This window comes from Hominimerdicola alba 8 (genome assembly GCF_000178155.2).
GTDB lineage: Bacteria > Bacillota > Clostridia > Oscillospirales > Ruminococcaceae > Hominimerdicola > Hominimerdicola alba_C.
In genome coordinates this window covers 68464-91919 of the sequence record NZ_ADKM02000095.1, presented here as the reverse complement: position 1 = coordinate 91919, position 23456 = coordinate 68464, and the positions used below count along the sequence as shown (strand labels likewise).

Sequence of the window (23456 nt, the reverse complement as noted above, 5' to 3'; positions counted from 1 at the left end):
GTAAGTTTACTATCGATATCGCTCAGGGTGATTCCGATAAGCTGACGGTCGCGCACACTATGGTCGATGGTGGGTTTACTGCCGGCACAAATGCAGACGGCGGCGGACTGATAGGCTACATTACATCAGGTACAAAATATTCAGACAGAAAGGTCAATATCGATAAGCTTGATATTGATGGCTGTACGGTCATCAATAAGGCTTCCGCTAATGGCGGAGGTCTATTAGGCTATGCGTGGCTTGATACGGATACGACTATAGGCGGCATTGAAGTCACAAACGCGACTATAACAAATTCTTCACCGAATGTGGGCGTAATGTGTTATGCAGCCACAGGCAGGTGGCAGGTGAATGACCTTAAAGTTGATAAGCTGTCTTTGTCAGGCGGGGCAGAGGCTTCCATCGGCATGCTTGTGAATAAGGCATATGAAGGCAATAAAGGACTGTACCTTGATGTGCTGAGATCGGGTTATATCCTCACAGATAAGTCAGACGATACAGGTATAACTCTGCCCGATACTCTTTCAGTATATGATGAGATAGCGGCTTATTCCGCAAATAATGTCGTTAAGGGCAGCTATACAGAAGGTAATAACACATACGGCGCAGGTGTCATATCCATCAACATGAATGCTGCGAGAAATTCGGGCAGTGCGCTGATAACTTCAACAGGTACATATCAGGATCAGCTTGTCAGCGCATCAGCAGCTTTAGCAGATGCCGCAGGATACCCGAATGCAAATTCAAGATATTACTATGATCTTGATAGGATGAACAGTTCTGATGCAGGTCAGAATATCGTTCTCTGGAGCGTTAACAAGTATGCTTCTGCAAATATAAGAGATCTGTTTGTTAGTACAGTAAATAATAATACCCTGTCAGGCAATGCAGATATGACAGGTCTGTCCTTCTACCCCATAGAGTGCAAAGAAAACTGTAATATCAGCGGGCTGACACTTACTATGGATCATTCGGGCGTATATGGCGCAGAAAGTGTCAGCAACACAGACGGTTATATCCGTGATGCGGGTGATGTGACCAACAAAAATCAGCATTACCTCATGCAGTCAGGACTTTTTACGTACCTTTCAAACACCAAAACTCTCACTATAAGCGGAAATAATACCTTAAAGGGCACATTTCTTGAGGTTGACGGCGTTTCCGGCGTTCTTATAAGCGGTACATCTAACGGAAGCATCGTTTCGGCATCGGGCAGTACGCTGAAACTTGATGGCATATTGCCTAAGACCACTGCAAATGCGTCATATGATGGCGGCTATCTCCTTGTGAACAATATCACAAGAGTAAACAGCATCAATTCCGCTGATGACATAACCATCAGACTTGAAGGTATCAGCACGACTAATTATTTGCAGGGTGTCACTGTTGCAAAGAGTCTTCTGGGTGCGGCTTCGGGAAACGATCTTAATATCGAATTTACCAAGATAAAGCTGGATTCAAGAAAATCGGGTACATTGAGCAGTAATAATGCCCTTGATGATGCCTATGGTACAAAAAGTGCGATCTTTACAGATGCTACACTTCTGGCTTCGATAAAAACAAATGACAAAGCTCAGCTGAAATATTACTATACGATAGAAGAAGACTGGGGCACAAACGGTACAAACGGCACCAGATGGGTCACATACGGTAAGGAGATCATTGACTCCAAAGAATACCGTGAAAACAATATTTCACAAGAGAGTAAATATGACGGAAGCAGTTATTATACTCACCCTACAACATACCAGAGCGGTTCGTCCTACAATGATTTTAGTACGGGCTTTCTTCCTTATGTCGCTGTGGGATTTACAGAAGCTAAGTCCAACGAACTGTATTTCAGAGAACTGAGAGTTAACGTTTCTGCTGAGGGTCTGACAAAGGGCTGCGGAACTTATAATGATCCCTATATTATCACTGATGGTAAGCAGCTGGTAGCTGTTTCGAGATTTATCTATAACGGTACTACGAACGAACTTTCAAAGGTACAGCTTCCTAAAGATAAAGGCAGCTATGATTCCATCAGTGAGAATACAGTTGGTTCACGTTGGTGTACAGATAAAGACGGCGAAACTTTCCATGCTTTGTTTACCCCCGACGGAGATACAAATTATAAAAATGGCGATATCTCATGGAATAAAACAAACGTACAGTATTATCTTGCAAATGCTTATTATAAGGTCGAAAACGATATTGACCTGTCAGGCGATAATGCAACAGGCTTTGTAGGACTTGGCGGCAATACACCTAATACTGCTTTCAGAGGAGTTATCGTCGGTGAAACGAAAGGTGAAACTGACAGCACTCCGAAATTTACTATCACAAATAATAGCAAGTATCCTTTTATAAATATTTCCAACGGCTGTGTGGTCAAGGATATCAATATAGAGGTAGACTCTGATATTTCTTTGGATCAGGACAAAAACGGAAATGATAACGCTTACTTTGGTTATGCTTCACAGTGCAAATATTACGGCGGCATAATGGGCGAGATAATGGGCGGCGACAACATCATCGACAACAGCTATGTGAAATTCGCAAACGGCAAAAAGGTAACTCTCACAGGCACTAACGGCACAATTGTGCCTGTCGGCGGCTATGTTGGCGTGGTCGTATTCGGCGGGCTGATCTTCAAGAATATGGACGCACGAAATACGACTGTTTCAAGCACAGGGCTGAATGTTATCTATACCGGCAAAAACGAAAACCTTGCAGATAATAATAAGCCGGAGGATTGGGCGGCTATCTATGTCAACCCGATCGTCGGTCGTGTTATAAACGGTTATGCGGTCAACGAAACAGGAGGCAATGCACTTAATGCAAAGGGAGAAAAGGTTCAGCAGTTCTCTGTGACTGAGGACGGTCATTATCATGATGATGCAAACACCGAAAGAAGCGGTATCAAGCATACGCTGAAAAACGGCGCAAAGCATTATTCAATTGCGGATATTGACCCATATTATGGCAAAACGGCTGAACAGTGGAATGAACTTACTGATGCAGAAAAAAATGCACTTATGCTTGATGTGACACCGCCTGCAAGTACTACTGCCGACGGCACTATCTACGTGCCTAATGCGCAGGCTTTGTTTGTGCTGTCCTTAATTACGCAGTCTACGGCGGGAACAGCGGCGGAAATAAACGGAACAGCCATTCCTCAATCCGATACAGGAGAGGTAGAAACCTCTCGAACCGAAGATGGTGAAGGCAATGTTACTATTGAAAAAGAAAAAACTATAGTAAACACTTTGCCTGCAAAAGAATATACTAACTCCCTGTCTTATGGAACATACAGTGATTCAGTTTACGGTATGAGCCATAATGCTGATTACAGTGATGTTGGAACAAATAGTGCTTTTACTGATATTACCGACTATTCTGAACTAGCAAGCATTGACACTGCGGCAAGCTCAGCGATTCCTTATATCATCAGGCATTACACAGTTGGTAGTTCGGAAATGACAACTACGACAACTACCTCGACTAAAACAGTTGAAGCATCAGCTGAGGGATGTATAGAAGTATTTGAGGGTAGTGTTGATGATTTGGATGGTAAAGAGATACGAATTAAGTCTGGTAATTATTATCTTAATGCGAAAGCAACTAATGGTGATCATGGAGTTAAAGCAGATTCTGAGACAAATGCTACTCTATTGTTAGTTACAAAGGTAAAAACAGGCGATAATGCAGGAAAATTCACACTCTCTTTCTCAGATAATGGAATAACTAAGTATGTGGGCTTTGAGGGTGATTCAAGAAAAATGCGTTATAGCACCAACTCATCTTATTGGTCAATACCATATTACTTCAATATAGAAAAAAATGGTTCAATATGGAGGATTTATGGAAACCAAACATCAACTACCCAAAAATATGTTGCCATAAGAAATCCTAGCAAACCTACAAGAGAATTTTGTGGACAAAACGAAAATGATGGTGCGGATTTGACTTTATATTACTATATTCCTCCTACATCCGTTACAACCACAACCATAACCACAACGAATACTACGACAACGTCGATTAGCTACCCTGCACGCTGTGTTACAAGTACCGCTGGTTACTATGACATTACGCTTAGTGGAAGCGGCACTTATCAACTGCCTGACAGTTTCAGAGGACTGGGCTGTGTTGGCAATAACAATACAGCTTATGAGATAAAACTCGATAGATTTGACGGCAAGGGCTGTATGATCGATGAGGATATCTATCTTAACAAGTTCCAGAGTGATAACTACCTCAATGTCATTCACAACGCTGTAACGCAGTCAACGAATACAGGCAGTGCATATGGTGTAAACAAAGAACAGGATCATCACGGCATTGGTCTGTTTGACAGTATCAAAACCAAAGGTGAAGACAGCAAACTTACCAATTTCAAGGTCGGCGGTTCTGTGAATACAGAGATATATAACAATACATATAGTGAAACTGCTCAGGAACAGACAATTTATGGAAATAATAAGGCAAGATTTATAAGTGTTGGCGGTGTTTGTGGTTCGACTAACGCTACAGAAGCATATCTTACTTTTGACAATATAGAACTGAGATCGCTTTCTGTGTGTGGTTCGTGTATTGTCGGTGGACTTTTAGGTTATTCTAATAACCAGTCAAAAACCATAATAGTCAAGGTCAATGAATGCAGAGCAACTGATCTGTCAATAAAGCTGAATTCGAGTTCAGCTCAGGAAGATATAGTAAAACCAAGAAATGCAATGGGAGGATTTGTCGGCAAATGCGTTGAGGGTGCTGTGGAAATTCATGGAAATACAACAACACTTTCGAGTGTTACATTAAAATCATTTGGCTATGAAACGTTAAGTGGTGTTACAGACCACCGTACAGTGGCAGGCGGTCTTGTAGGATTTGCAGGTAACGGCTGTAGGATCTATGATATGACTTTGTCACCATCGGCAGGTCATGAAGTGACCATAGGCAGTGATTATACAGGTTATGCAGGCGGTCTTGTAGGTCTGATGCAGCCATTCAATAAGGGTGAAAAGACTTGTGTATCTGTATATCAGAATTGTACGGTTGAAAAAATCAATGTAAACGGACACTATGCAGGCGGTTTCTACGGCGGCAAGTGGATAAACGACTATTCTCCTTACAGCATAACTCTGGATAACTGTAATATGGTGGGTGATACAAGTACAAACAATACTATAAAAGGAAATTCCCTGCGAAATGAAAATGGTTATGCAGGCGGCTTTCTCGGCTGCGGTAATGTCTATGCCAGCGGTGACCCTAATATTACCATCAAAGATTGCAAAGTATCACACTATAATATAACTTCAACTGTTGGTACAAATGGCGATAAAGGTTATGTCGGCGGATTTATAGGCTTTACAGGTTCGTATGAGGCTGATAGTTCAATAACTTGCTATATCTATGACAGTTCTGTTGAAAATTGTGTTATCGGAACGGATAATAACTACGCAGGCGGTGCTATAGGAAAAGTTGAAAGAAAGAGCGACAAAAGTGACAACAAACTTCTCGGCTACAACATCAAACTGGATCATGTTACCAGCCAGAGTTCAAGAATGGGTGCATGGATAGGCTATGTTGACAGTAAAGATGACAGCACTTCTATACAGTTTGCAGGTCTGGGCATTTATGGCAACGGTTTTACACGGAATGTTGGCAACATAGAGAATTTTGAAAGAGCGTCTTTTGTTTTTGCTGACTACAGCGGTGCCTGCGGCGGCAGTATTCCTGAAGGAAAAACTGAAATAGTATACCCGACAAAGGTTTCAGAATTTGATGCTTCAAACAATGTTGAAATGCCGAGATATCCGTATGTCAACATCAATCCACAGATGTCTGTGGGCGGCGGTAAGATAATTTCGGGCGATGGTGCGGTACTGTCAGGTACAGCTTCGTCTGCATCTGAATACAGTGGCAAGACCGCTGAAAAAACTATGGCACTAAAGATATATGAGGACACTCAGCTGACAGATACAAGTGCCGCAAACTATTCAAGACGCTATACAACATTCGGAACGTTTAATGGTACTGATGCTGCTAAAATAAATGGCGGCAATAAGATAGATCATTATATGAAGCGTACAGTCAGCGATGATGGTGACCGCATATCGAACTACTACGCCGAAAAAGGAATCAGTACAGCAGACTATGATAATTTTGCATGCGTAGTCATAGCAAATAACACAACCAATGAAACGACCGACCTTATCAACCGCTATGCCCAGCTGGTAACAAATACATCAACAGATTATGCGGGAACAGATGCGGCAAATGATTACTTTGATATCAAAGTGGCTTCCTGCAAACTTAAGGACGGCGGCTTTGCTATCGATACGGGAAAAGCAGGACTGAAATACGAAAACGGAAAGTTCAGCCTTGACCCTTCGGCGGCTGACTCACTTTCTGCCACTGATACATTTACACTTGTAGATATTCAGTTCAAGGATCCTTTTAACAAGAATAAGGTCGCATATCATCTGTATATCCCTGTGTATACGATAAAGGAGATCGAAGTAACTTTCTATGCTGCGGTGATGAACGGGACTAATTCAGTATCATATAAAGCTGACGGTACAGAAAATGAGAATGTATATTCAACAAAACTCAATAAAGAAACATCAGATACACACGTTGAGAATCTTGATACATGGTACACTACTTATATCAGATACGAGTACGGCGAAGATGATCTAAATGCACTGCTTGATTCAGGTGATCTGAACTGGAATCACAATAAGTATTTTTATATTGATAAGACTAAACATGATACTACATATGTGCTTCCTGAAAGCACATATATGATACTTGTTGATCCCAACGGAAACAGTGATAAACAGTATCAGATCTTGCTGAATAACGATGACTTCACAAGGCAGAACGTAACTTCTACAACGGGCAGGATAACGTTTGATCTTACCAAGTTTAAGGACAGTGAGGGAAATAATTTCAGTGTAAGCACATTTAATGAAATGATAGCAAAGGACATCAAAGCGGTCGAAAAACCTCAGCATGACGGCAAATACAATTTGTACAGCGGAAGTGGGACACCCTCAAATACAGGCAAAAAGTACTATGTCTTTACTGAGAGTGAAAACAAAACGATCACTTACTACGAGTATGTGGGAAGTGGCGGTACCCATGATCTTTCGCTGCCTGAAGGCTATGTTCTGAATGAGAGTTATTATATAAGCATGTATGTACCGACATTATCGGATTCAGATCCATTGTACGGTTATTATATCAGAACACCTGAGATGTTTGATGCGCCTGTTTATGAAAGTGGTACAAATAACGCAATAACCAAGTCTGCAAAAATAAAATGCCACTACATAAGCGGTAATGAAAATAATGGAAATACTCAGAATCGTCAGGTCTATATCGGTACGCTTTTTGAACAGGATACCAAACTTACAGTGTTGACGAATGATCCTGAAATAGATACAGGCAACAGAACACTTAACATTTATGTTGAAAGCACGATCAGACCTAAGGATAATAACGTTAAGACTATACTTGAAGTTGTAAAGACTGATATATACCATTCGTTCAATGTTTATCTTGACAGAAAAGGTGAAAACGGTTCTATAACAAATACGATCTATGGACTTGACGGAGATGAGGACGGAGTACCCAGAATAAAGGCATGGTACAGTATTGGTGAGGCGATGCCTAAAGACATCGATGCAGATCTGACAGGATTTACCGCTGTTGGTGCAGACAGCATCGATCTTCAGGATAACTACATAAACATATGTACTGTAGACGGTGGTCAGGAAATAATGAAAGATGACGGAGTGACAGTCTATTCAAGGATCAGTATGAGATTTGACAATGCCTATCTGAAACAGCAATTCCCGCAGAAGGTTTTGAGTGATACGGGCGTGAGTGTGAGGGCGGCTTCAACTCTTGCGTATGATGCGGCAAGTCTTGCATTTTCAAGCATGTCAGAATCGGCAGAAGAACCTTCGGCTACAAAGCACATATTCTATCGCCAGTCGATGGATTCTGCAAGCCTTAACTATTTTGCTGAACCTGAATCTGACTGCTTCGATCTGGACGGAGCGCCCAGTGAAAACTTATCAAGGCTGGGTATAAGCGGCAAATATTCTATGAACGAGTATATGCCTGTCAACACGACTGCGAAGTACAATATCTCAAATATTGAAAGTGCCGCTGAGAGTGCTGAAAAACTAAGTGTGACCTTGTCTTTGCAGAAAAAGACTGATACACCGACAGAAGGAACGTACACAGCCGTGAATTATGCCGATGTAACAAGCATAGACAAATACTGGGGCGCTGTTAAGCGTGATGCACAGACACACGAAGTTGAACCTGATGAAGCGGGTAAACCTGTAACGGATGCAGGCAAGACCAATTTGTACATAAAGTGCGGTAACTATGAAAATATCGTGCCTGTACCATCAAATGCCAAGACACTAAGTTTTGAGATACCGAAAGATGCGGTCGGCACAGCAGGTTTTATAATTGATGAAAATGGCTACATCAACATCAATATCGGATTTAGTGCAAAGACAGGTGAAAACTTCACAGAATACGCTAACTACAGGGTAAATCTTTCAATGAGATTGCTTGATGGCAGTAATACAGATGTTGGCGGAAGTTATGCAGATGATTATTTGATATATACCAACGCCAAAGTAAACCACGATTTTCTGACAGGCAATTGATGACGTATTCCTTACAAAAATCACCATAAGTGAAAAATATCCCCCCTGCAATAAAACAGCAGGGGGGATATGCTTATGTCATAACTTGATGATACTCAGCGCCGACGCCGGTACCGAACACCGTATCATTGTGTGATCTGTCGGAAAAACACTTTTGCTCAAACGTTTTATCTGCCGATTATACGAACTTTCAGCACTTATTTGCTGAAAATGTAACGGTTCAGTTCTTCTTCATATTCACAGGAAACCACAGCAGGCAGACCATTATCCCAAAGCATTTCCAGTATCTCGTCCGTCACGCGGATATGATCTTCGTATATCTCAAGTTCAGCTGTTATCTCGTAGTACAGAAAACCATCGGGATAAGTGCGCAGTTTGTTTCGGTCATGATCTTCGTTCTCTTTCAGCGTCATCTCAAAAGCTGTGAAACGGTGATCTCTCCCGCACTTCACCGCCCTGCCGAACTTCTTCTCAAACAGCGCGGCAGCGCTCTTCACCGAATTTCCGTGTATGTAAAGTCTGCAAAACATCGGCTCACTTCTTAGCCGAAGGCTTTTTTGCAGAAGTCGGCTTTTTTGCCGAAGTTTTGCCTGAAGTCTTTTTGCCGCCGCCAAGCGTGGTGTCATAAGATATACCCGTACCCGGCAGACCGAAAGTCACTTTCTTTTTGTCATTTACCGTCAGTTTGAGGTTCTTGTTGCCCACCGAAACGCTGACACCCTTTTTGGTCTTGTTTATCTTAAATAAATTGCCTATCTTAAAGCTCTTTCTGATATTAAGCCCCATTACAGCACCTCCGTTTTCTAACTTCTGCCGCACGCTCTTTGCCGACTTTATCCGTCATCGCGCCTGCTTTTCTTTTTTCTGTCATCTGCTATCATTTTGCGGATAGCTTCAACCGCGCACTTTATTGCACGCGAAGAGTCATTCGTCATCGTGTCGGGCAGATCAAGCTGAGAACGCTGCATGTTCCAGATAGCGGTCAGCACCGCGCCGCACCTTACGTCAAGCACCTGTCCCACTGCGAAGACTGCCGCGCACTCCATCTCCGAAGCCAGACACCCGCACTTCTCAAAACTTTCCCATCTCGGCAGAAGATAAGATGCCACGCCCGACCTCTCAGGTTCGACCTGACCGTAAAAGCTGTCCTTTGAATGAACCACGCCCACATGGTAACGCTTGCCGTTTTCATCAGCCGATAATTCATCAGCCGACTCAGCCAGCGCCTTTATGACCGTGTAATCCGCCGCCGCAGGATAGCCGTCGGGCAGATAATCCTTAGTAGTGCCCTCGCACCGAATGGCACTGCCCGCGATTATCAGGTCGCCGCCCCAGACCTTAAGGTGCATGCCGCCGCATGTACCCACCCTTATGAAAGTATCAGCGCCGCACTTTACCAGTTCTTCCACCGCGATAGCCGCAGAAGGTCCGCCGATGCCCGTCGAGCAGACCGTTACCATCTCACCGTCGAGATACCCTGTGTACACATTGAACTCCCTGTTGTAAGCCACCTGTTTCGCATCGTCCAGCAGAGCCGCTATTTTCGGTACACGACCCGGGTCGCCCGGCAGTACCACATATCTCCCGACTTCTTCGGGTAATGTCTGTATATGAAATTGTCTGTTGCCGTCAAGTATAGATGCCATATTTATCCTCCTGTCTTAACTTATAGCGAAGCCGCAATAATGCAGACCGCCCCTGACCCGAAAATACGGGACAGGGGAAATCTTTTTCCTGTTCTGTTCAAACCACACGATATCAGTTCAGCTGATTGAAGTCGCTGTCGTTATAACCGCCGTTGTAGTTATTGTTGTAACCGTTGTTATAGCCGTTACTTCCATCGAAACTGTTCTGGTTGTTGTAACTGTTATAGCCGTTGTTACCGCCGAAACCGTTCTGGTTGTTGTAACCGTTATAGCCGTTGTTACCGCCGAAACCGTTCTGGTTGTTGTAACTGTTATAGCCGTTGTTACCGCCGAAACCGTTCTGGTTATTGTAACCGTTATAGCCGTTGTTACCGTTGAAACCGTTCTGGTCGTAGCTGTTATAGCTGTTGACTCTGCCGTAGTAGTTGTTATTGTTGTAGCTGTTGTAATTGTTGTTTCTGTCGCTGAGTGCCGCACCGACTACCGCACCGCCGATGCCCGAATTGCGGTAATTTCCGCCGTATGAGCGTTCTTCCTTTCCTTCTTTTATGCCCGTTATAAAGAACATCAAGCCAAGAACGCCGAAGAGTATCGGTACAAAAAATGAAGCATAATCAACTTTGTCATTGTCGGTGTAATTCTCGTCAGGGTCGTTTGGGTTGTAGTAGACTGCTATCGACTCACCGATAGTCGGGCTTGACTTAAGCGTGGTGCTGCCGCTGTATGAAGTTGAACCCACATCGAAAATGTAGCCTGATTTGTAAACATAGTAGTAATGTCTGTGTTTGCCCGATTTTTTGCTTCTTGTCTGCCTGTCAACAGAGGTTATCGTTGCAGAAGTTTCTTCTGTGCAGCGTTTCTGCATCGCTTTTTCTCTCTGTCCCATTGTAAATACGATCGCTGCGACCAGCATGAAACATATACCGCCTACTATCATGCCCACAGGACTGTTTTTTCTGACCCTTGCCATTTTTCTTTACCTCCGTTATGTTCCTTTGATAACATAGTTTTAAAATAATTTTACCGATATCGCTTTCGCGAAAAAATATCTTTTTACATTTCCCAAGGTTCGTTATTCTGCATCTGTTGTCTTCTGCCCGACTTTATCACCGCACTTGCCAGTATGAATACCAGCACGCCGATACCTGCCAGCGAACCGCCCAGGATCATAAATATCTTGCTGAGCATTCCCGCCGTGTTATCGGTCGGTACATATATCTTTTCGGGGTCATCGGGGGATATCATTATCTTTGCGGTGTCACCTTTATCGTATGGCGGGTGATTTGAATAGGTGTTCGTATTTGTCTTATACTCTTTTCCGCCGAAATCGTATCTGTAAACAGGCGACCCAAGACCGCTTGAATCATATTTTATATCAACTACCAGTGCATTTACTTCCTCAGTACAGACTGCTTTGATGTGCTGATGACCTTTGTTCACGCCGAAGCCCACCGCAAGGAATACCATGCCGATGATGACCATTATCGATGTCACCAGCGCCATCACCTTTATCGGTGAAACATTCCTTACAGCACCGCGACCCATATAGGCGTGCCTGCTTGTGTACGTTCTCATTTTGCTGACCTCCGTCATGTATTTATCTTATGAAATAATGATACCACTTGAAACGGCGATTTTCAACCAATGAAACTTTGCAATTGCGCAACGTGTGATTGCATTTGCGATTATGACTATCTCTTTAGCACACCACTGCAAAATACCTTTATCAATGAGGAAAAACTGAGTTGATGTTATCTTTTCACGCGCCTGCCGATACCGCCAAAACGCTGTTAAGCCCGATGTGACCTCATTTAAACTTTTTGATAATTATAACACATCACAGCAAAAAAATCAACCATCAGTCCCCCCAAAAAAGCGTATTTTAAAGACTGCGACAGCCCTTTCGGCAGGCAAAAAAAGCACCCCTGCATGGTGCAGAAGTGCCTTAAGAAAACTCTGTTATCCTATTACTGCTTTGAAGCGAAGTGAGCGTTCAGCTTAGCTACCAGCGCTTCAGGGTCGGTGCCGTGAACAGCACAAGCCTCCTCGATAGTTTCGCCTCTCGATGCAGGGCAGCCCAGACAGTGCATGCCTATCTCCAGAAACAGGGGAGCAACGTCAAAATCAACGTCGAGGATATCACCGATAACGGTGTCCTTAGTTACAGAATATGCCATTTCAATTTCCTCCTTTTTGGTACGCAGACTATCTGCCGCGCCTTTTCTACTATTATAACCTCTTTTGTCAGAAATTGCAAGAGGTAAAGGAGATATTTTTGGTGTAGTTTAAAATTTTCATCTTTCTGTCACTGACAGCCGCCGCGTGCGCCCCATTCAGCCATGCACAGCCTGATATAATACCCCTGATCTGCACCGCATACAGGGCAATTTTCGGGTGCGCTGTCACTTTCGACTATAAAGCCGCAGTTCAGGCAGACCCACACTTCGCTTTTGTCAGACTTGTACAGCCTGCCCTCGCGCATCAGGTTTGCGAAACTCTCAAAGCGCCTGCCGTGAGTGTTCTCTATCTTCGAGATGTTCTCAAAGTCGCGGGCTATATCAGCGAAGCCCTCTTCTCTTGCGGTGCGGGCAAATTCGGGGTAGAGGTCTTCTGCCTCGTTTGTTTCATGCTGTACTGCCAGTTTCAGAAGTTCGCAGGCATCGGTGCTGAGGTCAACAGGGTAGTCGGCGCAGACTTTCACCTGCTGACCCGAAAATTCTTTCAGGTGGTTATAGAAAACTTCCGCGTGTTCCTTTTCCTGGTCGGCGGTAAATCTGAAAAGTTCCGAAACTGCATAGTGCTGTTGTTTCAGCTTTTCCTGCGCGAAATTGTACCTCGTCCTCGCCTGAGTTTCCCCTGCGTATGCCCTCATAAGGTTTTCCTTAGTCTTTGAATTTGCAAATTCCATGTGATGATCTCCTTTCGTTGTCTGAATAATTTAATATGACTATCCCTTTAGCACACCAACTGAAAATGCTGTAAACAAAAGGATAATTGAGCGCCACATATCTTTCCCCCGCCTGTGGCGGGGGAAAGATATACGCCAACCACCTTAAATTCTGTAAAGCCGACGTTTTTGTGGTGTGTCAGCGGGATAACCACGATAATTTAAACAGTCAGCGTGCCGTTTTCGTTTTCTTCCAGCAGAAGCACCTGCTCTTCTTTGGCGTTGTATGCGTTTATATAGACCAGCACCTTGCGCCCGCTGCCTGCGCGGCAGGTGTATTCATAGCAGAGGACTTCATTTCCGCCGTCGGTGGGTATGACTGCCATGCGGTCACTGAGGACTGTAAGGCGCGGCGAAACTTCCTCTTTTGCGCGAAGCACCGAACACAGCTTCTTTTCGTAGCGGCGGTTGTGGTGGTTCACCAGAAAGCCACGCGCATCGTACCCCAGAATATCGCCGTTATCCATCGCAACGGTCACTTTCACAAGGTCGGGGTAGATGCGTCTGCCCAAGTCATCATAGCAGAAATTCACGGTCATAACGCCGTTTTGTATCTCGTAGTAGGTCACGTCCATTGAGAGAATGCCCAGATAGTCGAGGTATTCTTTGGCGTAGTCGAGCGCCGCAGTTTTGCCTATCATCGGCTTGCCCGCATCGCGCATGTTGAGGAAATACGAGATATACCCGCCTTGCTTTGTGACCTCGCAGAAGACCCCGCCCTCTTTGTCTGAGAAGCGCCAGCCTGCCATTTTGCCGCCGACTTCCGACACTTCCGAAAGGTCGGAGGGGTTGATATCCAGCGCCATAGAAGCCCTCTGCAAGGCGAAGTCGCGGCTGACTTCATCGGCGTTTTCGGTCATTTTCGGGGTCTGTTCCATAATATTGTCGGAGAACGGTCCGTCATAGATGAGTTTGGGGTAGTCGTCAAAGCCGCCCTCAAAATCGGTGAAACCCTCTGTTACATGGGGCGGTTCTTTATCGGTCATCATGCTTTCGCTCTGCTGAAAAGTCAGTTCGCCGCCTGCCACTTCGCCCTCTAATTCCCATAATCTGTCACTTAGCGTCTGCGAAAATTCGCTGAGCCTTGCGATGTTCGAGTACTCTTCGTTTGTGAGTTCTTCGCCGTTCTCCAGTTTTTTTGACAGCGCCAGCGAGTAGTTGCCCACCTGTGAGAGGAACTTATTAGTGTTTTCAAGCCCCAGTTTTGCCACAGGCAGACGCGCCAGCGCCGCTTTTGCGGTGGCGGCTTCGCGGTAGAGGTCAACAGCAAGGGTCTGCTGTACCTGCCCCGAACCTGCATACAGCTGTTTTTCAAGCACGTTGGAAAGGCTGTCACAGCTGTGCGCCAGTTCTTCGACGGCGGCGGTGTAGTTGTTGTTTACCGAACGTTCGGCGGCATCGGCTTTTTTCATCAGCTTGTAACTCTTCACCGAGAGTGCTGTCACAGCCGCCAGCGACAGCGTACACAGCCGCATCAGCCCGCGTTTTGTCAATGTCATATCATCAGTCCTTTTTAATTCGGTCATCGCTTTGCTGACCGATGACCGCTTTTTTATCTGAAAATATTATGGCGCAAAAGTTCGGGGATATTCACGAAGATATTCAGTTAAGTATTTTATCCAAAAACATCAAGAAAAATTAATCAAATCACTTGCAATTTGTGTAAAAATGTGTTATAATGTTAGCAAACTTAAAACTGTTCAATATTTTGTCGCAGTTATGTAAAAGGTGGATATGCTTATCCCGCTGACAATAATTGCGGCTTTGGCAGACTATGCAGAAAAAAGCGCACTATATTCGGCGCTTTTAAATAAAAATTTCCATATCGGGGAGGTATAAAAATGAAAGCAATTTTAAGAAGAACAACGACCATGCTGTGCGCGGCTGTCATGGCAGTGCCGATGGCGCTGAGCGTGTATGCGAGTATTCCTGATCCAACAAGCGGTGTTAAGTTCGATGATTCTGCTGTTATATCTAATGAATCGGGCATCAGCATCGGCGGCGGTGACACTGACCAGCCTGTAACTTCATCAGACTACACCATCACCATACCCGCCACATTTGACATCGCAAACAGCGGCTGGAACGAGATAGGCGAGATAAAGGCAGGCGGCACTCTTGAAAACGGCAAAAAGCTGGTAGTCACAGCAACATCGGCAAACGACTGGGCGCTCAAGTCGGGCGAAAATGAAGTAAGCTATGAAATGATGAACTACGAAGATGACAGCGCCCCTGCAACTTCATGGGAATTCACCGACCTCCCTGCATCGCAGTCCATCGGCGTAAATGTTGAAGATTACAGCGGTAAGCCCGCAGGCAGTTATACCGATACAGTTACTTTTACGGCTAGTGTGGAGAGTGCGGAATATGTACCTCAAACATTCACCTCCCTGAGCGATGGCGATATTCTTAGAGTGGGTGATACATTAGAGGTTGCTTCCGGTGGATACGATTTCCGTGACGATGGTTACAGCCTTAAGGCATGGAATGCTCCGTATACAGTGCTTCGTGCGAATGTAGAAGGACTTGGTGACCCTACGATGATGCCTACCGTTACAGAAGATGTAAATGGTGCTTATTATGTTATCAAGGGCAATAACAATAATTATTATGACTTTGAAGGAAGATTAGCAGCTACAGATACATCTGATGGTGTGATAATAACTAAGAAAGACAGTTACTGGGCAATCAATGTTTATGAACCGTAAATGATATTTTCTCTCTGCCGAGTACGGTGCAATTCTTATGAGTGTGATACTCGGCAGAGAAAATGCTTTTTGACAAGTGATTAGTGATGTAATGTTTGAATATATGCCCATTACTAAGTTGGGATTGGCGATATAAATAAAATTTCATCACCCAAATATATCAGCATAAAAAGTACCGACCCGCATTTACGCAGGTCGGTACTTTTGCTATATAAGATGGGGTAGGTGAAACGCTTGTGTTATGCGGGGCTGTCCAGCAAAGCATCGCGCCCCTCTTCGCCTGTGCGCACCTTGATGACATTGTCGATACCGTAAATGAATATCTTGCCGTCACCGATGTGACCTGTGTAAAGCACGTTTCTTGCGGTGTCGATGACAGCGCGGGGAGCAACATTGCCTACAACGACTTCTACCTTGACCTTTGGTATAAGGCTGGCTTCTATAACAGCGCCGCGATAGTATTCGGGCTGACCTTTCTGTGTGCCGCAGCCCAGAACATTTGTAACGGTAACGCCTGTGATATCGATATCTTCAAGGGCATCTATCAGCGTGTTGAGTTTCTGCTGGTTGCAGATGATGACTATTTTTGTCAGCTTGTCTTTGCCTGTAGTGTAGCTTTCGACCTCGACTGCCTTTTCAACAGGTACGGCAGGCTTTACGGTCTGTGCTATCTTTGTTACGCTCTTTGCATCGTCCTTTGTGTATGAAAGTGATGCCTGTGCCATAGTGGGTGCGAAGTCTGCATAAGAAGACACCAGACCATGTTCGGTTATATCCAGACCGATTATCTCTTCCTGTTCGGAAGCCCTCAGACCGATGGTGTGCTTGATGACTTCAAATACCACGAACATTGTGCCTGCCACCCATACGATGACTGCGCCTGCGCCGAGTGCCTGTATGCCCAGCAGATGTGCTCCGCCGCCTGTGAACAGACCTTTTTCACCGATAGTGCCGTCAGAGAACAGACCTACTGCGACAGTGCCCCAGAGTCCGTTGCAGAGGTGTACGCCGCATGCGCCTACAGGGTCATCAACTTTCAGCTTTGAGTCGATGAACTCTACTGCAACTACTACCAGTATGCCCGAAACTGCGCCGATGATCGCCGCCGATACAGGCGATACCGTGTCACAGCCTGCTGTTATCGCTACCAGACCTGCAAGCGATGCGTTGAGGGTCATGGAAACATCGGGTTTCTTGTACTTTATCCATGTGAATATCATGGTGACGATGGTGGCGACTGCCGCCGAAAGGTTGGTGGTGGTGAAGACCTTGCTTGCCAGTGCGATGTTTTCGCCCTCCATCGAAACGGTGGAAGCGCCGTTAAATCCGAACCAGCAGAACCAGAGTATGAAACAACCCAGTGCGCCGATGGTCAGGTTGTGACCGGGTATAGCTTTCGGCTTGCCGTTCTTGTCATACTTGCCGATGCGGGGTCCGAGTATCTTTGCGCCCACAAATGCTGCAACGCCGCCTGCCATGTGTACGCAGGCAGAGCCTGCAAAATCGTGGAAGCCAAGTTCTGAAAGCCAGCCGCCGCCCCATATCCAGTGTGCTTCGATGGGGTATACTATCAGGCTGATGCAGGCAGAGTAGATGCAGTAGGATATGAACTTTGTCCTCTCAGCCATAGCGCCCGAAACGATGGTCGCCGCCGTTGCACAGAAAACGGTCTGGAAGATGAAATAAGCGAAGAATGGTACGCCATCGGGTGATACCGATGCGTAAGTTTCATCGGCTATGCCCTGATAAGTGCCGATGAATTTGCCTGCACCGAACATGATGCCGAATCCGAACAGCCAGAACAGCGGTGTGCCGATGCAGAAGTCCATAAGGTTCTTCATAATGATGTTGCCCGCGTTTTTCGCCCGCGTGAATCCCGCTTCGACCATTGCGAAGCCCGCCTGCATGAAGAACACCAGCGCCGCGCCGACCAGCACCCATATGGTGCTGACCGCACTGAATTCGGCAGCCAGTGGAGTTACCGTACTTGACATAAAAATTCCTCCTAAATAAAAAGGAAGTGTACACCGACGGACGGACCGTCTGCATACACTTCCTCGTGTTACTTGTTTATGGTATCCCCTTAAGCGGGGAAAATTTAATATGGGTATGCCGTTACTTTACGTAGAACAACAGCTGACCGTATGTGGGATAAGGCCAGTACTTTTCGCCCACCAGAGTTTCTATCTCGTCTGCCGCCGCTCTCAGTTCGCCCATAGCCACGAAAACTGTGTCGTGGTAGTAGTTAGCCAGAGTTTCGACATCATTGATATCTCTTGCCTTGACCTCAGCTTCTTCCAGTGCGGAGAGTTTATTGTAGGTCTGTGCCGCCAGAGAAGAAAGTCTTTTCACAAGATCGTCCTCGAAACTTGTGTCAGCGCCGCAGTCCTTAGCCAGCTTTGAGGTCTGTGCCAGTTCCTTGATATATGTAGCCGCCGCAGGCAGGATATCTTTCTTTGCCATGTCTATCATGGTCAGTGCTTCTATGTTGATGGTCTTGCAGTATTCGTCCAGCAGGATATCAACACGCGACCTCAGTTCGGTCTCGCTGTAGACATTGTACTTTGAGAACAGCTCAACGTTCTTGGGCGCAAGGTAGGTGGGAACAGCTTCAGGTGTGCTCTTAAGGTTCAGCAGACCTCTCTTCTCGGCTTCGTTCACCCAGTCCTCAGAATAGCCGTCGCCGTTGAAGATGATAGCCTTGCTCTCCTTGATGGTGTTCTTGATAAGGTCGTCCAGTGCGTCCTGGAAGTTGTCAGCCTTTTCGAGAACGTCAGCGAAATCGTCCAGCACCTTAGCAACTATGGTGTTGAGGACAGTGTTGGGACCTGCGCAGGAGAGTTTTGAACCGGGACTTCTGAACTCGAACTTATTGCCTGTGAAAGCGAAAGGCGAAGTTCTGTTTCTGTCGGTGGTATCCTTTGCGAAATGCGGCAGAACATCAACGCCTATCTCCATTTCAACGTGTTCGCCCTCGTACTTGTAGCCGTTGACGATGGCATCAAGCACGCCTGTCAGCTCATCACCTAAGAAAATAGAGATGATAGCGGGAGGTGCTTCGTTAGCGCCAAGTCTGTGGTCGTTGCCCGCAGTAGCCACGCAAGCCCTGAGAACGTCCTGATAATCGTAAACAGCCTTGATAACAGCAGTCAGGAACAGTAAGAACTGTGCGTTCTCGGCAGGGGTCTTGCCGGGTTCAAGGAGGTTCACGCCTGTATTGGTGGCAAGTGACCAGTTATTGTGCTTGCCCGAACCGTTGATGCCTGCAAAAGGCTTTTCGTGCAGAAGACACTTGAAACCGTGTTTTCTTGCAGTTCTCTTCATTATCTCCATCGTCAGCTGGTTGTGGTCAGTGGCGATGTTGGTAGTGCCGTAGATAGGTGCGAGTTCGTGCTGTGCAGGTGCGACCTCGTTATGCTTGGTCTTTGCATAGATGCCCAGCTTCCACAGCTGTTCATCGAGATCCTTCATGTAAGCCGCAACTCTCGTCTTGATGGTGCCGAAATAGTGATCTTCCATCTCCTGACCCTTTGGTGCGGGTGCGCCGAACAGTGTCCTGCCTGTGAAGATAAGGTCTTTTCTGTGGGAGTACATCTCTCTGTCCACCAGAAAATACTCCTGTTCGGGACCGACATTTGAGATAACTCTTGTGGCATCTGAACCGAACAGCTTAAGCACTCTCAGTGCCGAGCGGTTTACCGCTTCCATAGACCTCAGCAGAGGGGTCTTCTTATCCAGTGCTTCGCCGTTGTAAGAGCAGAAAGCAGTAGGTATGCAGAGGGTCTTCTCCTTGATGAATGCGTAAGAAGTCGGATCCCATGCGGTGTAGCCCCTTGCTTCAAAAGTGGCTCTCAGTCCGCCTGAGGGGAAGCTGGAAGCATCGGGCTCACCCTTTACCAACTCTTTGCCCGAGAATTCCATGATAACATGACCGCCGTCAGCGGGCTGAATGAAGCTGTCCAGCTTTTCAGCGGTAAGACCTGTCATCGGCTGGAACCAGTGGGTGTAGTGTGTACAGCCCTTTTCAACAGCCCAGTCCTTCATGGCATTAGCCACGATGTTTGCCACATCAGCGGCAAGCGGGTCGCCGTTGTCGATGGTCTTTTTAAGCGCCTTGAACGTAGCTTTAGGCAGCTTTTCTCTCATTACCGACTCATTGAAAACATCAGAGCCGAAGATCTCGGGTACATTAACCATAATTATCCCTCCAAAAAATAAAAGCGCTGTGGACTCAACATCGAGTCCACAGCGCCATTGCTGTTTATGTGTATGAGTATACACCAATCCCACCCGTTTGTCAAGTGGATTTTTGATTTTCGGACATTGGTACAAATTCGGTTAGTTAAGGTTAAAAGTTATTGGTGCAAACAGCCCAAACCAACGTACAGAAAGTTGTGATATATGTCATATGCAGGGCAGGGGCTTGCTATAGATCATATGGGGGCTTTAGGCGGCAAAACGGTGGTGTGTTATGCGGAGAATGGTTATAAATGATACACATTTTTGATGCGTTTGTGATGGCAAATATTTCATAATGTGATATTCTCAGGGATTTTTTTTGATTTAAATAGTGTAGAGTGAATAATAACCTTCCATCGGCTGAACCAAATACTGAACCTGTGTACAAAAATAATCCAATAAACAAAAATTTTTCATGTAAAACCCCAAATCCCGATTGACAGAAGGGAGTAAATTTGCTATAATTAAAGTTACGGTACGGGGATGACACCCATAACAAAAAACAGCTGCCGCAGTACAATGCTTCTTTCAGGGGAAGACACCCATGATAAAAAACTTGTGAGGGAGTATATAATGTCAAAAGAGATAGTCATTATTGACGAAAACGGAAACGTCATCGGCTCGACTTACCCTAAACGGGCTAAGGGGCTGGTAAAAAACGGTCGGGCAGAGTATGTGAGCGACTGTGTTATAAAAATGAATGCTGCTCACTCTATGTCGGACGAGATAAACACGGAGGAACAGCAAATGAGTAAAATAATAGGATTTGACCCAAGAAAATTCGGGTTCGATAAAAGCTGCCGCAGCAATGCGGGTCAGCGCGCATTCATGACCACAACGCTCGGCAATGCTGAGGTGTGGGAGATAGGTGACCACGATAAGCATCGCTCGCAGATAATCAGCAAGATGAAGCTGCAAAGGTATACCGACTATACTTTCAGATTTGCCATGATAGGCGGTCAGAATGAAGAGGGCACCGAGATATCGCAGGTGAACATCTTCCCTGAGAACCGCTGGGACGACCGCCTGACTTTTGCGCTGGAAAAGAGCAGGTATGAACCTGTCATAAGCAAGCGCGACAAAACAGGTCTGCTGAGGGTGTTTGAACTTCCGTTCAATACAGGTGTGGCTGAGGACTGGAGCATAATCATCACGCAGGAGCGTGCGCCTGCAAGGTTCTTAGCGCCGCTGGCTGAGGGCGCATATGCTGCGCTGGGCAACATGACATATGAACAATGGCTGGCTGAAAACGGCAAGCGCAAGGGTATCTTCGGGAGAGATAACGGCAGTAAGGACTCGTTCTTCCCGATGCCTGAGTTCCCCGACCTGAAAATCGGCGGCAGGACTTTTAAAAAGCTGATAGATATGGCTAAGCAGGGTTTTGATGTGGATAAGGTCATCGACAAGGCAAAGCAGGGATTTGATATAGACAGCGTCATCGACCAGGTGAAGCGCGGCATCGACCCTGACGGCACAATGTTCGGTGATAACAGCAAGCCCGATTATGTCGATAACGGTGAGGAACCTGCAAAAGGCTTCGGTGCGGGGCAGGACGGTCAGACGATAACTGCTGACGGTGAAAAGCTGACCGAGAGCGAACTGGCTGAAAAGCTGTTGCAGATAGGCAGCGGGTGCTGTCTGACTGTGAGGAACAGCACTGTTACCCCTGCCGCTGACAGGAGTTTTATGATGATAGGCAATACATCGGCGGGCAGCAGTTTTGTTTTCAGCGATACTACAATGACGGCTTATGCGCTGTCGGTGGTGCTGGCTAAGGTCGGCGGCGGCTGTAATGTGGTGCTTGAGAATGTCACTGTGACTGATGAGGGTGTCGGCATGATGATAGATGCTGACAGCGAATGCGGCGGCACACAGTTCAGGCTCAAAGGCGTTACACTGCCGAAGCAGGTGCTCGACCTGATATACTCTAAGGTGAAAAACGGCAGTACTATCACGGCTGAGAATATCTCTGCGACTTTCACACAGCCCGCAGAAGAAAAGGCTGAGGTGAAGGAAACGGCAGATATCCCCGAAAAGCAGGCGGATACTTCGGAAGAAGCACCAAAGGCGGAAATGCCCAAGACAGAGCCGAAGAATGAAGCAACTGCTGAAAAAGCAGCTCCCAAAAAGGAGAGCAGCGGCTACTATTTTACGGATATGTTAAGGAGCACTTTTGAGAATGCCGCAGAGGGTTTCAACACTTTCAGCGCAATGATGCGCCGCGCTGAAAAGGATATCGACCGCGCTGTTGACGAGAGTTTCGGTGATAAGACCGATGACAACGGTGGCGCGGGACACGATGATAACAGCGATGATGAATAGCGGATCGGCAATTTGTCAATTTGATTTTATTATATAAAAAATTAATAATAATGTTGACAAAAACGTGAACGTATGCTATACTTTATCTATGTAAACTTTTACTTTACGCATCTATATTCCTACATGGTAAAAAGGATAAGAGGGAGTCAGAGGGTGAGTGTATGACTGAGCTGGAAAAGATGGATCTGGCGGAATGCTATATAAACAGATACTTTGAGTTTGCCGAAGGCGTAGAAGTCAGCAAGGAGAACAAGGAGTACCTGAAAATATACATCAGAGATGTCAGCGAGGCAGAGAAAGAATTCGATTTCAAGGGCAAGCGCAACAAGACCATGATATATGTGCTGATAGGCGCGACTATCTTTTTGGCGATACTTGCTGCGGCATTCCATGATGGTCTTCTGTGGATAGTGCCTTTAATAGGCTTTGCGGCGGTGACAGCATTCGGCTACAAGCTGGCAAATAATTACTACTCCCAGAAACTCACCGAAGTCAAAAACCATCAGATAGAGGTCAATGAGGGTATAACCGAGCAGATAGAACTTCTTGAAGGCAGGATAAAACAGCTTGAAAAACAGCGCGATGATTACCTTGCGGCACTGAGGAAGAAGATCGATTTCATGGAACTGGACATGGACTACATGACGAACATCGGTCAGATAAAGGAATTCCTTGTGAACGGCGAGGCTGAAACATGCGAAGAAGCTGTCGAGATATTTGAGCAAAGTCTGCTGATGCAGCAGATGACAGGTCTGATGTCTGCAAGTGTCCATGATGTCACGATGGATATAGAAAAGAACAAAGAGCGTTTCGGTGACCCCACCGAGAACATCGGCAAAAAGCCCCAGAAAAAGAACGGACTTTTTGGCAAAAAAAGTAAATAATCATAAGGGCGGTGGTCTTACCGCCCTTTTATTTT

The 23456-nt window shown here is 45.8% G+C and carries 14 protein-coding genes; 4 read left to right on the top strand and 10 right to left on the bottom strand.

The genetic code is table 11. The features are described from left to right. The first annotated feature begins 59 nt into the window (after nt 1-59). Complete coding sequence (locus CUS_RS12080; protein WP_207635696.1) at nt 60-8675, top strand: hypothetical protein; 8616 nt, start codon at nt 60-62, stop codon at nt 8673-8675. A 197-nt stretch (nt 8676-8872) separates the two neighbouring features. Here CUS_RS12080 and CUS_RS12075 read toward each other — a convergent pair whose 3' ends face one another. The 8 genes from CUS_RS12075 to CUS_RS12040 all read right to left on the bottom strand — a co-directional run bounded on the left by CUS_RS12075 (nt 8873) and on the right by CUS_RS12040 (nt 14767). Beyond that, nucleotides 8873-9205: a hypothetical protein gene (locus tag CUS_RS12075; protein WP_002851024.1), complete on the bottom strand. Its 333-nt coding sequence runs from the start codon at nt 9203-9205 to the stop codon at nt 8873-8875. A 4-nt stretch (nt 9206-9209) separates the two neighbouring features. Further along, nucleotides 9210-9461, bottom strand: coding sequence for a DUF4236 domain-containing protein (locus CUS_RS12070; RefSeq protein ID WP_002851038.1), 252 nt, complete (start codon nt 9459-9461; stop codon nt 9210-9212). Between the two features lie 47 nt (nt 9462-9508). Beyond that, the gene (locus tag CUS_RS12065) at nt 9509-10321 is read right to left on the bottom strand and encodes a nucleoside phosphorylase (RefSeq protein WP_002851044.1); all 813 of its coding nucleotides are present in this window, start codon (nt 10319-10321) and stop codon (nt 9509-9511) included. Between the two features lie 112 nt (nt 10322-10433). Further along, nucleotides 10434-11291 carry a DUF3592 domain-containing protein gene (locus CUS_RS12060; protein ID WP_002850990.1) on the bottom strand — a complete coding sequence of 286 codons (858 nt, stop codon included), beginning with the start codon at nt 11289-11291 and terminating at the stop codon, nt 10434-10436. 83 nt (nt 11292-11374) lie between these two features. Then, on the bottom strand, nt 11375-11896 hold the full coding sequence (locus CUS_RS12055) for a DUF3592 domain-containing protein (protein ID WP_037277243.1): 522 nt from the start codon (nt 11894-11896) through the stop codon (nt 11375-11377). 392 nt (nt 11897-12288) lie between these two features. Then, entirely contained in the window at nt 12289-12498 is a 210-nt protein-coding gene (locus CUS_RS12050; RefSeq protein WP_002850976.1) for a DUF1858 domain-containing protein, read from the bottom strand. 128 nt (nt 12499-12626) lie between these two features. Further along, nucleotides 12627-13229 (bottom strand): rubrerythrin, encoded by a 603-nt coding sequence (gene rbr / locus CUS_RS12045; RefSeq protein ID WP_002851039.1) that lies wholly within the window; start codon nt 13227-13229, stop codon nt 12627-12629. Between the two features lie 200 nt (nt 13230-13429). Then, nucleotides 13430-14767, bottom strand: a complete 1338-nt coding sequence (locus CUS_RS12040; protein WP_037277250.1) for a PepSY1/2 domain-containing protein — start codon at nt 14765-14767, stop codon at nt 13430-13432. Between the two features lie 342 nt (nt 14768-15109). Here CUS_RS12040 and CUS_RS12035 point away from each other — a divergent pair, with 342 nt between their 5' ends. Continuing rightward, entirely contained in the window at nt 15110-15976 is an 867-nt protein-coding gene (locus CUS_RS12035; protein WP_002851026.1) for a hypothetical protein, read from the top strand. A 239-nt stretch (nt 15977-16215) separates the two neighbouring features. Here CUS_RS12035 and CUS_RS12030 read toward each other — a convergent pair whose 3' ends face one another. Together CUS_RS12030 and CUS_RS12025 are read right to left on the bottom strand one after the other, a co-directional pair. Continuing rightward, nucleotides 16216-17970: an ammonium transporter gene (locus CUS_RS12030; protein WP_002851061.1), complete on the bottom strand. Its 1755-nt coding sequence runs from the start codon at nt 17968-17970 to the stop codon at nt 16216-16218. Nucleotides 17971-18091: 121 nt separating this feature from the next. Continuing rightward, nucleotides 18092-20173 (bottom strand): glutamine synthetase III, encoded by a 2082-nt coding sequence (locus CUS_RS12025; protein ID WP_002850975.1) that lies wholly within the window; start codon nt 20171-20173, stop codon nt 18092-18094. A gap of 615 nt (nt 20174-20788) precedes the next feature. On the opposite strand from CUS_RS12025, the gene CUS_RS12020 reads away from it, so the two are divergent. Both CUS_RS12020 and CUS_RS12015 read left to right on the top strand, forming a co-directional pair. Continuing rightward, a complete protein-coding gene (locus CUS_RS12020) occupies nt 20789-22537 on the top strand; it encodes a hypothetical protein (RefSeq protein WP_157769527.1) in 1749 nt (582 codons plus the stop codon). Between the two features lie 161 nt (nt 22538-22698). Then, nucleotides 22699-23421, top strand: a complete 723-nt coding sequence (locus tag CUS_RS12015; RefSeq protein WP_002851042.1) for a hypothetical protein — start codon at nt 22699-22701, stop codon at nt 23419-23421. Nucleotides 23422-23456 lie beyond the last annotated feature (35 nt).

What these genes read in the sequence shown, in the direction of transcription:
- CUS_RS12080 (WP_207635696.1), top strand. Translation starts at nt 60, where the DNA reads ATGGTCGATGGTGGGTTTACTGCCGGCACAAATGCAGACGGCGGCGGA.
- CUS_RS12075 (WP_002851024.1), bottom strand. Translation starts at nt 9,205, where the DNA reads ATGTTTTGCAGACTTTACATACACGGAAATTCGGTGAAGAGCGCTGCC.
- CUS_RS12070 (WP_002851038.1), bottom strand. Translation starts at nt 9,461, where the DNA reads ATGGGGCTTAATATCAGAAAGAGCTTTAAGATAGGCAATTTATTTAAG.
- CUS_RS12065 (WP_002851044.1), bottom strand. Translation starts at nt 10,321, where the DNA reads ATGGCATCTATACTTGACGGCAACAGACAATTTCATATACAGACATTA.
- CUS_RS12060 (WP_002850990.1), bottom strand. Translation starts at nt 11,291, where the DNA reads ATGGCAAGGGTCAGAAAAAACAGTCCTGTGGGCATGATAGTAGGCGGT.
- CUS_RS12055 (WP_037277243.1), bottom strand. Translation starts at nt 11,896, where the DNA reads ATGAGAACGTACACAAGCAGGCACGCCTATATGGGTCGCGGTGCTGTA.
- CUS_RS12050 (WP_002850976.1), bottom strand. Translation starts at nt 12,498, where the DNA reads ATGGCATATTCTGTAACTAAGGACACCGTTATCGGTGATATCCTCGAC.
- rbr (WP_002851039.1), bottom strand. Translation starts at nt 13,229, where the DNA reads ATGGAATTTGCAAATTCAAAGACTAAGGAAAACCTTATGAGGGCATAC.
- CUS_RS12040 (WP_037277250.1), bottom strand. Translation starts at nt 14,767, where the DNA reads ATGACATTGACAAAACGCGGGCTGATGCGGCTGTGTACGCTGTCGCTG.
- CUS_RS12035 (WP_002851026.1), top strand. Translation starts at nt 15,110, where the DNA reads ATGAAAGCAATTTTAAGAAGAACAACGACCATGCTGTGCGCGGCTGTC.
- CUS_RS12030 (WP_002851061.1), bottom strand. Translation starts at nt 17,970, where the DNA reads ATGTCAAGTACGGTAACTCCACTGGCTGCCGAATTCAGTGCGGTCAGC.
- CUS_RS12025 (WP_002850975.1), bottom strand. Translation starts at nt 20,173, where the DNA reads ATGGTTAATGTACCCGAGATCTTCGGCTCTGATGTTTTCAATGAGTCG.
- CUS_RS12020 (WP_157769527.1), top strand. Translation starts at nt 20,789, where the DNA reads ATGTCAAAAGAGATAGTCATTATTGACGAAAACGGAAACGTCATCGGC.
- CUS_RS12015 (WP_002851042.1), top strand. Translation starts at nt 22,699, where the DNA reads ATGACTGAGCTGGAAAAGATGGATCTGGCGGAATGCTATATAAACAGA.